The sequence below is a fragment of the Phyllobacterium sp. 628 genome (assembly GCF_014189505.1).
Taxonomy (GTDB): Bacteria; Pseudomonadota; Alphaproteobacteria; order Rhizobiales; family Rhizobiaceae; genus Phyllobacterium.
Genome location: NZ_CP050301.1, coordinates 3,560,509 through 3,574,845 on the forward strand (window position 1 = coordinate 3,560,509; position 14,337 = coordinate 3,574,845).

Consider the following 14,337-nt stretch of genomic DNA (forward strand, 5'->3'; position numbering starts at 1 on the left):
AAATCGAAACCGGCTTATACCAACCGCCCTATTCGGCTGCCTGACGCACTGGTTCCTGTGCGGCCAGCCAGCGCTCGGCCTCGAGCGCTGCCATGCAGCCCATGCCGGCCGCTGTCACCGCCTGACGATAAATATCGTCGGTGACATCGCCCGCAGCAAAAACACCGGGAACGTCGGTCGCCGTGGAATCCGCAGCAGTCCACAAATAGCCATTCGGCTTATGCTTTAGTTTCCCCTTGAACAGTTCAACAGCCGGTGCGTGGCCAATGGCAACAAAAACGCCATCTGTCGCAATGTCCGTCGTCTCGCCTGTCTGCACGTTCTTCAGCCGCACGCCTGATACAGATGATGGCATTGGCGGCTTGGCTTCGGTTCCGGTAATCTCATCAATCACGTTGTCCCAAATGACTTTGACATTTTCGCGGTTAAAAAGCCGGTCCTGCAGAATTTTTTCGGCACGGAAATGATCGCGGCGATGCACGACCGTGACGGACTTCGCCAGATTGGCAAGATAGAGCGCTTCCTCGACGGCTGTGTTACCGCCACCGACGACCACAACGTCCTTGTTGCGATAGAAGAAGCCATCGCATGTGGCGCATGCCGAAACGCCAAAACCCATGAAGGCCTGTTCGGTCGGAATACCCAGCCATTTGGCCTGCGCACCGGTCGCAATGATCAGCGCATCGCATGTGTACTGCGTGCCTCCGTCACCGATAAGGCGGAATGGCCGGGCAGAGATATCAACCTCTGTGATAATGTCATGGATGATCTCTGCGCCGACATGTTCTGCCTGAATACGCATCTGGTCCATCATCCAAGGGCCCTTCACCGGATCAGCATAGCCAGGATAATTCTCGACGTCGGTCGTAATCATCAACTGGCCGCCTTGCTGCAAACCGGCAACAATGACAGGCTTAAGATTGGCACGGGCAGCATAGATCGCCGCGGTATAACCGGCGGGACCGGAACCGATAATGAGAACGGGCACGTGGCGTTGTGTCATAATAAAACCTATAAAAACAGAAGTTCAGCCAGAAACCTTAAGAACAGGCTTTCGCCTATCTTCATCGGTATAAGGTAGTGGGTCAGCCCCCTCTGTTGCAAGGTCTGAGCTTGATATAGCTGGGTTAGCCACAGCTTGTAGGTGGTGATTTGCCGTTTCCAGCGCATTGTACCGCCTGAGGTAACCGGTTATGAAACATCCGGTGTCCATATCGCAATGCTGAGGTCTGCCCCATTTTTCGCACCATCATCAATATTTGCGCGCGATTTGGTCTGGTTATGGCAGCTGCCATGCTGATTCCTGCCGCCGTGGACCTGCATGCGGGCAGCCAGGACTGGGTTACTTTCGTTCAATCGGCACTCTTTACCGGCGTCCTTTGCGGGTTGATCGCTCTGGCAACAAACAATCCCGACATCCGGTTTACCCCCCGCCTTGGCTTTCTGCTGATTGTCGCGGTCTGGATCACAGCGGCATTGCTGGGCTCGTTGCCCTTGTATTTTTCGCGGTTGCCCATCAGTTTTGCCAAAGCATTTTTCGAATCCATGTCTGGCATCACCTCAACCGGCGCAACGGTTTTGACCGGCCTCGATACAATGCCTCGAGGCATCCTCATGTGGCGCTCCTTGCTGTGCTGGCTCGGCGGCTTCGGCTTCGTCGGTTTGGGATTGCTGCTTTTGCCATCCCTGCGCGTCGGCGGCATTCAGCTTCTGCACATGGAATCTTCGGATAAGTCAGAAAAAATCCTGCCGCGTATTCACCAGATCGCCATGGGCATTATCATCGCCTATGTCAGCCTGACAGTGGCATGTACCGTGCTCTATTTTGTTGCTGGTATGGGCATATTCGACGCAGTCAATCACGGCATGACAACCGTCGCGACGGCTGGTTTTTCCACCCATGATTCATCGCTGGGCTTTTATGCCCATAACCGTGCCATTCTTGTCATCGCCACGATTTTTATGATTCTTGGCGCATTGCCATTCGTGCTCTACATCAAAGCCGTGATGCCGCAGCGCCTGACCTCACTCGCCGATCCGCAGGTGACGTTGTTCTTCATCATCGTCATCGGTTTGAGCTTTTTCCTGGCCGTTGGGCTGACGCTGGAAACCGGCCTTGGTTTTGGCGATGCCTTGATCGCCGCATCGTTCAATCTCGTATCAGTCATTTCCACGACCGGTTTCGCCACGGAAGATTATACGCGCTGGGGATCTGAAGCACTTGGCATCTTTTTCATTGTGACCTTCATCGGCGGCTGTGCAGGTTCCACCTCCGGCGGCATCAAGCTCAATCGTCTGATTATTCTTTGGCAATTGGCATCGGCCAGCCTTACCCGCCTGATTTTGCCGAATGCCATCGTGAAAATGCGCTATGGCCGCTCGGAAATTACCCAGGATGTCGCACAATCAGCGCTTCTGTTCATTTTCCTTTATATGTCCTCACTGGTCGCCGGCGCCACCGTCCTTGCAATGCTTGGCAATGATCTGGGAACATCCATTACCGGCGCCCTCACCGCGCTCTCCAATGTCGGACCCGGCTTTGGTGACACGATCGGCCCCGTGGGTAATTTCTCTACCCTTGGCGATCCTTCCCTGATGGTTCTCAGCTATCTGATGCTGGCCGGGCGACTGGAAATCATCACCGTTGTCATCCTGTTCACCCGCAGTTTCTGGAGCCGGTAAGCCATGCTACACACCGAAGCTGTTTGTAACCGGATGCGGATGCATTACACAGCGACAGGAATCGCCTATGGTGTCCTGCGTAAGCCTTTTTGACAGGGATAGAATCAGACCATGCCTTTGAAGGCGGACTTGGACGAGATCGACTGGAAAATCCTGAAACAGCTTCAGGACAATGGTCGCATTACCAATGTGGAACTGGCCGAACGTGTCGGCATATCCGCGCCACCGTGCCTGCGCCGTGTGCGCAAGCTCGAAGAGAGCGGCATCATTCAGGGCTACCGCGCCATTTTGAATGGCTCGATTCTCGGTCAGGATATTGTTGCCTTCTGTATGATCCGGCTGCATCGCCAGTCCGATGCCGATCTGAAGAGCTTTGCTGAAAAGACCAAAAGCTGGACCATTGTGCGCCGTGCATGGATGGTTTCGGGCGAGTCCGATTTCCTGCTGCACTGCGTCGCCAGCGATATCAGCATTTTCCAGAATTTTGTTATCGAGGATTTGACGGCAACACCCAATGTCGATTCCGTCCGCACGTCATTGACGATCCGCTCGGTAAAGAACGAACCTTTAATGGTGCTTTAGCCTCTGATTTTTGAATAGAGAAACAGCAGGACGCGATAGTAAGGGCGCAGCACTTCCCGCTTGAGCTTGTCCGACAGGGTCTTCTTGCCCTGCACAACAGTACCGCCAAGATCGAAATCAATCTCGCGAATGGTGATCGGGCGCGCGGACAACACTCGAACCGCATGCAACCAGCGCATCTGCAGCGTGGTATCGACCGGCCGGTCAAATTTCGCTGTGGCGGCAAGCAGCGCAATCGCGGCCTCACGCCCGACCAGCTGCATCTGCATGCCAAGGCCGGGCAGCTTGGGTTGAATAATCGATATGTCTTCGCTTCGGGCGATCTCTGGCCCTGCTTCGCCGCGAGACCACCGGGGGAAACGAATGTAATCTGCAGGCTGCAAGGCGCTCATCGCCAGCTTTAACTGGACGGCGAAAGCTGCATCATCGATATCAACATCGTCCTCAATGATCAGACCCGCATCAAGGCCGCCATCAACAATCGCCTGCCACGCCTTTCGATGTGACAGAAAGCAGGCAATTTCCGTGATCCGAAGCTCAAATGGATAGGGAGGAAAATGCAGCGGCTTGCGGCTGTACACAACCGCCGCATCCGATGGGGTCAAATTCTGCGCATCAACCGCATCAAGGATTTCTGCCTTGACCGGCAAGCGCTGCATAAACGCTCTGACATGTTCGCCGCGCTTTTCAGCACGCGCCAGATGAATGATGAAAGCCGAGACGTTCACGACCTGGTCCTGACATCGGTTGCAAACAGGCGTTCATAGACGCTGAGAATTTTGGCCGCTTCATTTTGCAGGGGAAAGTTTGCCCGCACATGGTCGAGGCCTGCCTTCCCCGCCTCTGCGCATTTCTGCGGGTCGGCGAGATAGCGTTCAATCGCCTGTTCCAGCGCCAAACCATCACCGGCCGGCACCACCATTCCCGCAGCGCGGTTCACCATCTCCGCATAGGCGCCGGCATCGCTGGTAACGACTGCAGTCTGCGATGCCATAGCCTCAAGCGGGGTGAGCCCGAAACCTTCATTGCGCGAGGGTGCCACGTAGAGTGTCATACGGCGGTACCAAAGGCGCACGTCCGGCACTTCGCCCAGAAACACAATACGGTCCTGCAAGCCTGCCAAGGCGATCTTTTCCCGCAACGCCTGTTCAAAGCTTTTAAACTCAACCGTCGTGCGGCCGGTCATGACAGCCGTCCATTCCGGATAGCGTGGCAGAAGACTGATCATCGCATCGACAAAAAGATCGGTGCCTTTGGACGGTCTGATGCGACCTGAACAGCCAACGAGATATTGGCCCGGCAAACCGGAAGCGGCAAACCTGTCATTTTCATCCACCGGTGGATGAAACATGTCGGTGTCCACACCGTGCATGATCACCGTATGCGGCACCTTGAGATAGCTGCCGGACTTGGCACTGGTGGCAATCACGGCATTCATTTGCCGGATCAGCCATTTCGTAAAGGGCTTGTGGTCACGCTGCGCCGCCGAGGTAAACAGCAGCCGCAGCTTCATGCGCAGAACATGGCGCATAAGAATACCCGCAACCATTTCGTTGTTGCGGCGGGCATGCCAGATTCGGAAGGGTTTGGTGCTGGGCTTGAGCCATAAACCGGGCAGCGAACACCAGCCGAGTTTTGGCAAGCTATCCGGCAGACCCGGTCCCATGGCAACGATGTTCAGGCCATTGGCTCTTTGCAGCGGAATGAGCTGCACGATAGTTGAGGTGACCCCGGAAAGCTTGCGCTTGAAATTCGGAGCGATCACCTCAACGTTGCTTACCGGGTCTGGCACGATATCAGGCGAACTTGAATCCGACGATTTCATACGAACGGGCACCGCCCGGTGCGTTGACCTCGATCGTGTCGCCTTCGCTTTTGCCGATCAAGGCACGGGCAATAGGCGAAGAAATGGAAATCCGGCCAGCCTTGGGATCGGCTTCCTGATCGCCAACGATCTGATAGATTTTCTTGTCTTCCGTATCTTCATCGATCAGCTGAACCGTAGCGCCAAACTTGATCTTGTCGCCTGACAACTTCGAAATATCGATGATTTCGGCATGTCCAATATAGCCTTCGAGCTCACCAACGCGGCCTTCATTGTGGCTCTGCGCTTCCTTGGCGGCATGATATTCGGCATTTTCCGAAAGGTCGCCATGGGCGCGCGCTTCCGAAATTGCCAGAATGATACGCGGCCGCTCTTCTTGCTGGCGCCAGCGCAGCTCTTCCTTGAGCTTGTCAAATCCGCCTTGAGTCATCGGGACCTTTTCCATGCCCTCTCCTTTCGCAGTCAGTGTCAAATGCGCCCCGCAAAGGCCGCGCGACACAAAAAGAAAACGGTCCCCGAAGCTCAAGACTTCGGAACCGTTCAGTCATTCGTCGTTTAATATAGCATTGTTTCCGGCGATTTCACGAAGAAAGTGGAAAATGTCGCAGACCCTTCGTTTGTGAACTCTAGAAAAAGGCAAACACGACCATCACGCGACTGTGATGCAGCGTGAGACGACCGCGACGGTGGAATAACCCACTATGCAACGAGCCGGAACGCGAATTTAAACAGGGAGCGAGTGATGCGACATCAATTTGGTTTACTATCGGCCAGTCTGTTTGGCCTGATTGCGATGGGCTCCTGGTCATTCGCCGCTGAATTTAAAACGGACAAGGTGACGATTACAGCGCAAACCATCGCCGATAACCTGGAGCATCCCTGGGCGCTGGCCTTTCTGCCTAACGGAGCCTTGCTTGTGACCGAACGCACTGGAACGTTGCGCATCATCAAGGATGGCAAGACATCCGACCCGGTTGCCAATGTTCCAGAAGTCGCCGTTGTCGGCCAAGGCGGCCTGCTCGATATCGCACTTGCTCCCGACTTCACCACGAGCAGCACAATTTACTTCACGTTTTCGCAGCCCGGCAGCGGCGGCGCAGGAACGGCACTGGCAAGCGCCAAGCTGAAACGCAGTGATAACGGCAATACACTTGAAGACACCAAAATACTCGTGTCGATGAACAAAAAGACCACCAAAGGCCAGCATTTCGGCTCAAGGATTGTCGTTGCACCGGATGGCAAACTCTTCGTCACCATGGGAGAGCGCGGCGAACAGGACCGCGCGCAGGACTTCCAGGATCATGCGGGTTCCGTCCTACACATCAACGCTGACGGCAGCATCCCCAGCGAAAACCCCTTTGCCGACGGCTCAAAAGCGCTTCCGGAAATCTGGTCAAAGGGCCACCGTAATCCGCAAGGCGCTGCATGGGACCCGGTCACCAAGTCGCTGATTACAGTCGAACATGGAGCAATGGGCGGCGATGAGATCAACCGGCCGGAGGCCGGGAAGAATTACGGCTGGCCAATCATTTCCTTTGGCAGGCACTATACCGGGGCGAAGATCGGTAAAGGCAACAAAGCGGCGGGTTTCGAGCAGCCGGAATATTACTGGGATCCATCCATCGCACCATCGGGACTGGCGGTCTATCAGGGTGCGATGTTCCCGGAATGGCAGGGAGACCTGCTCGTCGGTGCCCTAAAATTTCAATTGCTCGTGCGTGTTGACCGCGACGAAAAAGGTACCATCAAAGGCGAAGAGCGCATGTTCGATGGTGAATTTGGCCGTATTCGCGATGTTCGCGTCGCCCCGGATGGATCGATCTATCTCCTGACCGATGAGAGCGATGGCAAGATCATCCGGCTAACCCGTGCATGAAAAACCCCTTTGAACACTCTTGCGGCCGCACATTGCTATCGGTAGAGCAATGTGCGGCCCGTTGATGACCGCAGATCACTCTACGGAATTTTCCTATGACACGCGGTCGTGCCAATCTCCTGTTGCTGTTTGCCGGTGCCATCTGGGGCCTTGGCTTTGTTGCGCAGGCAAGTGCAGTGGGGAATGTCGGGGCATTTCTATTCATAGGACTGCGGTTTTTGCTCGCCAGCGTCACAGTGGCACCACTTGCTTGGCGGGAAGCACGGCAAGCCAGACACAAGCTTTCCTTTCAGGACTACAGTGGCTTCATCTTTATCGGGCTGTTCCTGTCCATCGGATCAGTTCTGCAGCAAATCGGCCTTGCCACAACGACGGTCACAAATTCCGGCTTTTTGACTGGCCTTTATGTGGTGATGGTGCCCATTCTTGGCGTCGTCCTGTTCCGCAATTGGCCGAGCCCCATTGTCTGGCCCTGTGCTCTTACGGCGCTGGGCGGTATTTATCTGCTGGCCGGTGGACAGCTTAACAGTCTGACAACTGGCGACTGGCTGACGATCGCCTGCGCCGTCTTCTGGGCTTTGCAGATCATTTTCATCAACCGTCTCGCACGGGAAAATGGCCGGCCCTATATGCTTTCGCTGGTGCAGTTTCTCACATGCGCCGTTTTCGGCTTTACGGTTGCGCTGGCCACCGAACCGTTCAACTGGTCGACGGTCATGCTTTCGTGGCCGGCGATCCTGTTCGGCGGCGTGTTCTCCTGCGGTATCGCCTTTACTCTGCAGGCTGTCGGACAGCGCTACACAAGCGCGCCGCAGGCAGCGATCATGCTGTCATCCGAAGCACTCTTTGCGGCCTTGTTCGGCGCAATCCTTCTTGGCGAGCGCATGACTGTCCACGGTATGATTGGCTGTGCCCTGATCTTTGCGGCCATGATCAGCGTTGAAGTCATCCCGGCGATGCGCGAACGCGCCGACGCCACGTCCTGAGCCTTATTCTCGACGCAGGCGTTAACCTGCCCGCTGACCTTTCCTTTACGTTTTGGCTTTAGTTTATCCAGCATCCGCGCTTGGTTTCCAGCGAAAGAGGATGTGGTGACATGAGTTTTGCGTTGTCGACCGCTGCGCCCTTGAGGCGCATATCTACCGTTGTCATCCTGTGCACTTCAACAACGCTCAGCGCCTGTGGCATGGGCGACGTCAGGCGCCCACAGACAGATGTTGGTAATGGCTCAAACGTCTCGGTAGCTGACAATACCATTGTCGTCCCTCCCATAGCCGAAAACCCTCCGGTCGATCAGTCCATGGCGGATAGTTCGCTGGCAGGTGAGGAAGAACAGATCGCCACGAACGACGCGGTTGAACCGGCAGCACCCGAGGCGAGCCAGCCCGTGGTGACAGAAGAAAGCCGCAGCCTGACAACGCAGGAACAAAACTACGGCTATGCGGTCGGTATCAGCGACCCCATTGCACGCGGGCAAAGCAACTACGGTATGCCCGGCAGCGAAATCGCTTGCCGGACACAACTCAAGCAACTTGGCGTTGTCTTTCAGGAGCGGGCACCAATCAACGACGGCGGTGTTTGCCGCATCGACAATCCGTTGACTGTCAGCGGCTTTGCCAGCGGCAATATCAGGCTGAAACCAAGTGCGACGCTCAACTGCCAGATGACTTTGGCCTTTGCCCGCTGGGTCAAGGGCGATCTGTCACCGTCAACACGCCTGCGCTATCTCTCCGGGGTCAACACCATTCATCAGGCATCGAGCTATTCCTGCCGCACCATGAGCAACCGGCGCGGTGCGAACATGTCAGAACATTCCAAAGGCAATGCACTGGATATCGCCAAGATCACCCTGAACAACGGTACCGATATCAAAGTTCAAAAGCCTGGCTTCTTTGCCTTCCGTCAGCGCGGTTTGCTCAACAATGTCCGCTCCGACGCCTGTGATTATTTCACCACGGTTCTCGGGCCCGGCTACGATATTTTCCACAAGGACCATTTTCACTTCGACCTGATGCAGCGGCGCAGCAGTCACCGCGCCTGCCGCTAGGCAACATAGAGCCAGGTCTGCTTGAACAAACTCGCTCTAATGATGGTTGGGTTCTTTGACGCGACCGATATATTCCCAGACGGTCACGATAATCAGGATAAAGGTTGTGGCAGCGCCGAGTATAAGCGGAGACAATTCCGAGCCGCCGAATGCCAACGCCGCACACAGAACCAGTCCAGCGATATGCGAAAGCGGCGGCCTGCCTTCAACGTAACCCTTGAACAGCAGATTTCCGATCAGATAAAGCGCCGTTCCGCCAATTGATGTCCAAAGCACCGAGGAGTTGGAATGACCGGTTGGATGCGCCAGTATCAATTCGTCGGAAACGGCAACAACGATAATCCCCGCCACGAGCAACACGTGGATGTAAGTATAAGCCACGCGTGCGATCTTGCCCGGATCATCGGTGGAAGCGATCTTGTGGTGTGCTCTCGATTGCCCGACATTGAAGTAGATCAACCACATGGCAACTGAAGCGACGAAGGTCGTCAGGAATGCTGAAAATGAAATAAATGTCCACTCTTGCTCGGCAAATGTTGCGCCGGATACAAGGATGGATTCGCCCAGAGCTATGATGATGAACAATGCCGCCCGCTCGGCCATATGCTCACCGTCAACATCCCAATCTGTCGTGGTTGATGCGCCAAGACCCGGCGTACGGAAGCCCATCGCAGGACCGGCAAGCTCGATCAGCAAAGCGATCAGCCAGAAGAACACGCGGTTTTCCGGTTCCGCTAATCCGCCGCTGATCCAGAACACTGCCGATAGGGAAAGCCAGATCGAAATACGCACGAAATTCCAGTAATTCGCTGGATTATGGTGGCGCATGGCCCACATCATGAACAGCGACCGGCCGAGTTGCATGGCGACAAAGGCAAGGGCAAAGACCAGTCCGCGCCCGGCGAATGCCGTTGGTATGGATGTGGAAAGAACCAGCCCAGCCAGCATCAGCACGAACAACATGGTCCGCACAGGCGGTTTTGTCGGATCGAGCCAGTTGGTGACCCAGGCTGTGTACACCCAAACCCACCAGATGGCAGCGAGCAGAAGGGTGCTTTCGCCAAGGCCTTTCAAACTGAGATCATGCAGCAGAAAATGCGAAATCTGGGTAATCGCGAAAACGAAAACGAGATCGAAAAACAACTCGACGAAATCAACTTTCGCGCTATCGCCTTCGTTCCGTTTACGTGAATAGTTCCGGATCGCTCCAGATAATGCCATGCGCCGCCCTTCCCTATCAAATCCGAGTATCAGGGTGCCTCATTGACAACGCAAATCCAAGCCCCTCAGGATTCTGACCAGCGTACTCTACTTACCTGCAACGTAATCGCCATGGGACTTTAGTATTGGCATCATCTCTCAGAATTCAGTTTCTTGGGGAGAATAAAAAATGTCAGCCTACGCAATCGGCCATCTGCGCGCGGTCACTATGGGTCCCGGTATTGTTGCCTATCTCAAGGGAATCGATGCCACGCTCGCGCCATTTGGCGGGCGCTTCATCATTCACGGCGGATCGCCTGAGGTCAAAGAAGGTCAATGGGCTGGTGATCTGATCATTATCGAATTTCCGGGCCTGGAACAGGTGCGTGATTGGTATCAATCACCCGCCTATCAGGACATCCTGTCGTTCCGGTCAGATAATTCCGAAGGCGCGATTTTCTTGATCGATGGGACTTCAGCGGATCACAGGGCAACCGATGTGCTCGGGTAAACACTCCTGACAAAATGCCCTTGTCATCGATGCCGCCTATCCTTCTAATGGGTGCATACATCACCGTCAGGAAAGGCTTACCATGCGTTTTACCGACCGCTATCCGATTATCGTGACCGAACGAAAAGAAGCGTGCCGCGATTTCTGGATCCGCTATCTGGGTTTCACCAGCGGGTTTGACAGCACATGGTTTTGCTGGCTTTCGGGGGAGGATCAATCAGCCTCCATTGCCTTCATGACACCCGATCATCCATCGGCGCCTCCCGGCCCGGAGAGCTTCGGCGGCAAAGGCATGTGCTTTGAGCTACAGGTCGATGATGCAAAAGCGGCCTTCGAAAAGCTGTCCGCACTCGGTCTTCAGATCGAGTATCCGCTGACAGACGAGCCTTTTGGCCAGCGCCGTTTCGGCTTTCACGACCCGTCAGACCTCTGGATCGACATTGTCGAACAGATCGAGCCGGAAGCCGGGTTCTGGGACAAATATATGATTGGCAGCCAGGCTTAAACCCTGGTTTCCGGTGGCACTGGCGTGGGCTTACCGTCCTTGTCGAGTGCCACCATGACAAAATCGGCATGGGTAACGCGCTCCATCAGGTCTGACAGATAGCGCTGGGCCCATGCTTCAACTTTCAATGTGATCGACGTGCGGCCCACATGTTCGATATGCGTATAGACGCACAAAGTATCACCAATCTTCACCGGCTTGGCGAAGGCCATTTCCTTTACCGCCGCAGTCACGACACGGCCACGCGCCCGTTCTGCCGCCCGGATACCACAGGACAAATCCATCTGCGCCATAACCCAGCCGCCAAAAATATCGCCAGCCGCGTTGGCATCGGCGGGCATGGCAAGCGTGCGCAGCGTCAGTTCGCCGATTGGTTTTGTCTCTTCAGTCAATTCCGGTCTCCATAGTCCATTGCATTTCAATGCCATGATGCAGTGCAACAACGGGAATGGAAAGGGCTTCTGTGCAAGAACTGTCGGAAAGCCGACATAGGGGGTCGTTGCACGGTTTTTGCTCAAGCCCTGCCGTCCCGTAGGCTCGGCCACACAATGCATGACCGGAGTGAGCCATGAAAATCACCGATGTAAAAACCTTTGTGGTGGGCAATCCGCCCCCATCGTTTGGCGGCACGTGGTTCCTCTTTGTCCGGCTCACCACTGATTCCGGCGTGGTCGGTTATGGTGAAGCCTACAATTCTACAGTCAGTCCGCAGATCATGCGCAAGGTGGTCGAAGACGTCGCGGAACGCTGGCTGATCGGTGAAGACCCGCATCATATCGAGCGCTTTTTCCGCCGCGCCTATTCCGGCGGCTTCACCCAGCGCCCTGATGTGACCATCATGGGCGCAGTCTCTGCGCTGGAAATGGCCTGCTGGGATATTATCGGCAAAGAGGCCGACAAACCGGTTTATGAACTGCTGGGCGGCAGGGTGCATGATCGCCTGCGCAGCTATACCTATCTCTACCCGAAACCCGAGCTGGGCGAGACCTCGGCGATTTACTGGAATGCCGAAGCATCGGCAGAACGCGCCGCCGAATATGTGGCACAGGGATATACAGCGGTTAAATTCGATCCGGTTGCGCCCTATACATCGTTTGATCCGCGCCAGCTTTCGCTTGAACAACTCGATCTTGGTGAGAAATTCGTTCGTCTTGTCCGCGAGGCTGTTGGCTCCAAGGCCGATCTTCTCTTTGGCACCCATGGTCAGATGACGCCCACCAGCGCCGTGCGGCTGGCAAAACGGCTCGAGCCCTACGATCCGCTCTGGCTGGAAGAACCGGTCCCACCAGACATGCCCGAAAATATGGCCTATGTGCAGCAGCACACATCCATCCCGGTTGCCGCCGGTGAACGCCTGACGACAAAATACGAATTTCAGCGCTTGCTGGTGAATCGCGCCGCAAACATCCTGCAAATGAACCTTGGCCGTGTCGGCGGCATTCTTGAAGCCAAGAAAATTGCCGGAATGGCCGAAACCTTTCATGCGCAGATCGCCCCTCATCTCTATTGTGGTCCAATTGTCGGTGCTGCCAATATCCAGCTTTCCACGTGCAGCCCGAATTTCCTCATTCTTGAGTGCATTCAAGCGTTTGGCGGTTTTCATGCCGAACTTCTCAACAAGCCGCTTGAATGGGAGAACGGTTACATCATTCCGCCTACGGCGCCGGGGCTAGGTGTGGAATTGAACGAAGAGGTCGCCGAAGCACATGCCTATCACGGCAACGAACTGCACCTGAACATGGGGCGTGATCCACTGATCGTCTGATAAAACAGCCCAAACAATTGTTGGAAAATTGTCACGCCGGCCAGTCATCAGCATCACGAAACCGGCCTGACACGCGCTTTTCGGTTGCGGTATGTGCGGAATACTGGTTCTAACTCTCGAAGTGCATTTCGGAGTACGATCATGACCGTTTCCCGCTTGTCAGCATTCCTGTTGGTTATGCTTGTTCTGACAGGCTGCGGCGGCCGGGCTGTTCTCGGCCTCACCCAACAAGGTGTCATCAAGGCCAATGCGGCGGTTCCTGCACCGGTTCTCAACGACAAAACCGGTCCAAAGGCTGTCATTCCGATTTTCGTAGCGACCAGCCGCGAGCGTTCGGACAATCTGTCCCTGCCCTATTCGGCCAAACGGTCTCCAACCGTGAATTTTGCCCGGGTTGATGTCGGCATTCCACCCAATCACAAAAGCGGTGAGGTAGAAAAGAGCAGCAGCAAGCCCAATCCGGCACGAGATTTTGCTGCGACAGCGTTCCAGCCCTATGACAACAAGCAAATCTTTGTTGAGAAGATCAACGCGGAACTGGCCAAGCGTCCGGCCGACAAGCGCGAAATCTTTGTCTTCGTCCACGGCTACAACAACAATTTCGCCGACAGTGTTTTCCGCCAGGCCCAGTTTGCCTACGATTACGGCCTTCCCGCCGTTGCAGTACATTATTCCTGGCCCTCGGCCGGTTCTTTGGGGCTTTATGTCTATGATCGTGACAGTGCAACCTATGGCCGTGACGGGCTAGCGGAACTGCTTGAACTTGTCGCAGCCACCAAGGCGACGAAGATCCTGCTTGTCGGCCACTCCATGGGGTCATTCGTTGTGATGGAGGCCTTGAGCAAACTGGCGCAGACCGGACATCGCGATGTCTTCAAACGTTTTTCAGGCGTGATGCTTGCAGCGCCTGATATCGATGTTGACGTCTTTCAGGGACAGGTCGCCGATATTGGCCAACTTCCAAAACCGTTCACTATTCTTGTTTCCCGTGCCGATACCGCTTTGAATTTCTCGGGGCGCATCACCGGCGGCCATCCGCGTGTCGGCGATGGCACCAGCATTGCCATGTTGCAAAAGCTTGGGGTTGTCGTTCTCGATGCATCGGATCTTGATGGCGGCTCCCATGGGGTATTCGCCAGTTCACCGACATTGATGAGCATGGTCCGCAGCGGCCAACTGTCCCAGAAGGTTCTGGATGGCGACGAGACACCCGCCGGACAGTCCGTTCTGGCTGACGGTTCATCCGTTATAACAGGCGCTGCATCCCTTGTGATTTATCTGCCTTCCAGGCTTCTGGGCGCTATCCGCTAAGAACGCGCTTCGCACACACGAGAACACTGCGAA

15 protein-coding genes are annotated in these 14,337 nt (G+C 55.3%); 9 read left to right on the forward strand and 6 right to left on the reverse strand.

Annotation, left to right across the window (positions count from 1 at the left end):
• Window positions 1-28: 28 nt before the first annotated feature.
• Complete coding sequence (gene trxB / locus HB779_RS19105) at window positions 29-1,003, reverse strand: thioredoxin-disulfide reductase (RefSeq protein ID WP_188343812.1); 975 nt, start codon at window positions 1,001-1,003, stop codon at window positions 29-31.
• Window positions 1,004-1,281: 278 nt separating this feature from the next.
• Between trxB and HB779_RS19110 the strand changes: the two genes are divergently transcribed.
• Together HB779_RS19110 and HB779_RS19115 are read left to right on the forward strand one after the other, a co-directional pair.
• A complete protein-coding gene (locus HB779_RS19110; RefSeq protein ID WP_188343813.1) occupies window positions 1,282-2,682 on the forward strand; it encodes a TrkH family potassium uptake protein in 1,401 nt (466 codons plus the stop codon).
• Window positions 2,683-2,793: 111 nt separating this feature from the next.
• Entirely contained in the window at window positions 2,794-3,264 is a 471-nt protein-coding gene (locus HB779_RS19115; RefSeq protein ID WP_188343814.1) for an Lrp/AsnC family transcriptional regulator, read from the forward strand.
• Here HB779_RS19115 and HB779_RS19120 read toward each other — a convergent pair.
• From HB779_RS19120 to greA, 3 genes are read right to left on the reverse strand one after another with little or no spacing between them, the layout of a single operon-like run.
• Window positions 3,261-3,992, reverse strand: coding sequence for a glycosyltransferase family 25 protein (locus tag HB779_RS19120; protein ID WP_188343815.1), 732 nt, complete (start codon window positions 3,990-3,992; stop codon window positions 3,261-3,263). The genes HB779_RS19115 and HB779_RS19120 overlap by 4 nt on opposite strands.
• Window positions 3,989-5,089: a glycosyltransferase family 4 protein gene (locus HB779_RS19125; RefSeq protein WP_188343816.1), complete on the reverse strand. Its 1,101-nt coding sequence runs from the start codon at window positions 5,087-5,089 to the stop codon at window positions 3,989-3,991. The genes HB779_RS19120 and HB779_RS19125 overlap by 4 nt, the downstream gene beginning before the upstream one ends.
• Complete coding sequence (gene greA, locus HB779_RS19130; RefSeq protein WP_091878512.1) at window positions 5,061-5,534, reverse strand: transcription elongation factor GreA; 474 nt, start codon at window positions 5,532-5,534, stop codon at window positions 5,061-5,063. The genes HB779_RS19125 and greA overlap by 29 nt, the downstream gene beginning before the upstream one ends.
• 297 nt (window positions 5,535-5,831) lie before the next feature.
• On the opposite strand from greA, the gene HB779_RS19135 reads away from it, so the two are divergent.
• The 3 genes from HB779_RS19135 (at window position 5,832) to HB779_RS19145 (ending at window position 9,012) form a co-directional block, all read left to right on the forward strand.
• Window positions 5,832-6,965, forward strand: a complete 1,134-nt coding sequence (locus HB779_RS19135; RefSeq protein ID WP_188343817.1) for a PQQ-dependent sugar dehydrogenase — start codon at window positions 5,832-5,834, stop codon at window positions 6,963-6,965.
• 95 nt (window positions 6,966-7,060) lie between these two features.
• The gene (locus tag HB779_RS19140) at window positions 7,061-7,951 is read left to right on the forward strand and encodes a DMT family transporter (RefSeq protein ID WP_188343818.1); all 891 of its coding nucleotides are present in this window, start codon (window positions 7,061-7,063) and stop codon (window positions 7,949-7,951) included.
• Between the two features lie 110 nt (window positions 7,952-8,061).
• The gene (locus HB779_RS19145) at window positions 8,062-9,012 is read left to right on the forward strand and encodes an extensin family protein (protein ID WP_188343819.1); all 951 of its coding nucleotides are present in this window, start codon (window positions 8,062-8,064) and stop codon (window positions 9,010-9,012) included.
• A 36-nt stretch (window positions 9,013-9,048) separates the two neighbouring features.
• Here HB779_RS19145 and HB779_RS19150 read toward each other — a convergent pair whose 3' ends face one another.
• Window positions 9,049-10,233 carry a low temperature requirement protein A gene (locus HB779_RS19150; RefSeq protein WP_188343820.1) on the reverse strand — a complete coding sequence of 395 codons (1,185 nt, stop codon included), beginning with the start codon at window positions 10,231-10,233 and terminating at the stop codon, window positions 9,049-9,051.
• A gap of 169 nt (window positions 10,234-10,402) precedes the next feature.
• Between HB779_RS19150 and HB779_RS19155 the strand changes: the two genes are divergently transcribed.
• Window positions 10,403-10,723 carry a DUF1330 domain-containing protein gene (locus tag HB779_RS19155; RefSeq protein WP_188343821.1) on the forward strand — a complete coding sequence of 107 codons (321 nt, stop codon included), beginning with the start codon at window positions 10,403-10,405 and terminating at the stop codon, window positions 10,721-10,723.
• 82 nt (window positions 10,724-10,805) lie between these two features.
• Window positions 10,806-11,228, forward strand: a complete 423-nt coding sequence (locus HB779_RS19160; RefSeq protein ID WP_188343822.1) for a VOC family protein — start codon at window positions 10,806-10,808, stop codon at window positions 11,226-11,228.
• On the opposite strand, the gene HB779_RS19165 is transcribed toward HB779_RS19160, so the two are convergent.
• Complete coding sequence (locus tag HB779_RS19165; RefSeq protein WP_244642703.1) at window positions 11,225-11,569, reverse strand: acyl-CoA thioesterase; 345 nt, start codon at window positions 11,567-11,569, stop codon at window positions 11,225-11,227. The two genes, HB779_RS19160 and HB779_RS19165, sit on opposite strands and share 4 nt — an antisense overlap.
• A 227-nt stretch (window positions 11,570-11,796) precedes the next feature.
• On the opposite strand from HB779_RS19165, the gene HB779_RS19170 reads away from it, so the two are divergent.
• Together HB779_RS19170 and HB779_RS19175 are read left to right on the forward strand one after the other, a co-directional pair.
• Window positions 11,797-12,993 (forward strand): mandelate racemase/muconate lactonizing enzyme family protein, encoded by a 1,197-nt coding sequence (locus tag HB779_RS19170; RefSeq protein WP_188343823.1) that lies wholly within the window; start codon window positions 11,797-11,799, stop codon window positions 12,991-12,993.
• Window positions 12,994-13,134: 141 nt separating this feature from the next.
• Window positions 13,135-14,304 carry an alpha/beta hydrolase gene (locus HB779_RS19175; protein ID WP_188343824.1) on the forward strand — a complete coding sequence of 390 codons (1,170 nt, stop codon included), beginning with the start codon at window positions 13,135-13,137 and terminating at the stop codon, window positions 14,302-14,304.
• Window positions 14,305-14,337: the final 33 nt, after the last annotated feature.

Excerpts from the sequence above, each read along its gene's own strand:
- HB779_RS19165 (WP_244642703.1), bottom strand. The coding sequence starts at position 11,569 with ATGCCCGCCGATGCCAACGCGGCTGGCGATATTTTTGGCGGCTGGGTT.
- HB779_RS19155 (WP_188343821.1), top strand. The coding sequence starts at position 10,403 with ATGTCAGCCTACGCAATCGGCCATCTGCGCGCGGTCACTATGGGTCCC.
- HB779_RS19150 (WP_188343820.1), bottom strand. The coding sequence starts at position 10,233 with ATGGCATTATCTGGAGCGATCCGGAACTATTCACGTAAACGGAACGAA.
- HB779_RS19125 (WP_188343816.1), bottom strand. The coding sequence starts at position 5,089 with ATGAAATCGTCGGATTCAAGTTCGCCTGATATCGTGCCAGACCCGGTA.
- HB779_RS19175 (WP_188343824.1), top strand. The coding sequence starts at position 13,135 with ATGACCGTTTCCCGCTTGTCAGCATTCCTGTTGGTTATGCTTGTTCTG.
- greA (WP_091878512.1), bottom strand. The coding sequence starts at position 5,534 with ATGGAAAAGGTCCCGATGACTCAAGGCGGATTTGACAAGCTCAAGGAA.
- HB779_RS19170 (WP_188343823.1), top strand. The coding sequence starts at position 11,797 with ATGAAAATCACCGATGTAAAAACCTTTGTGGTGGGCAATCCGCCCCCA.
- HB779_RS19160 (WP_188343822.1), top strand. The coding sequence starts at position 10,806 with ATGCGTTTTACCGACCGCTATCCGATTATCGTGACCGAACGAAAAGAA.
- HB779_RS19110 (WP_188343813.1), top strand. The coding sequence starts at position 1,282 with ATGGCAGCTGCCATGCTGATTCCTGCCGCCGTGGACCTGCATGCGGGC.
- HB779_RS19135 (WP_188343817.1), top strand. The coding sequence starts at position 5,832 with ATGCGACATCAATTTGGTTTACTATCGGCCAGTCTGTTTGGCCTGATT.
- HB779_RS19140 (WP_188343818.1), top strand. The coding sequence starts at position 7,061 with ATGACACGCGGTCGTGCCAATCTCCTGTTGCTGTTTGCCGGTGCCATC.
- trxB (WP_188343812.1), bottom strand. The coding sequence starts at position 1,003 with ATGACACAACGCCACGTGCCCGTTCTCATTATCGGTTCCGGTCCCGCC.
- HB779_RS19145 (WP_188343819.1), top strand. The coding sequence starts at position 8,062 with ATGAGTTTTGCGTTGTCGACCGCTGCGCCCTTGAGGCGCATATCTACC.
- HB779_RS19115 (WP_188343814.1), top strand. The coding sequence starts at position 2,794 with ATGCCTTTGAAGGCGGACTTGGACGAGATCGACTGGAAAATCCTGAAA.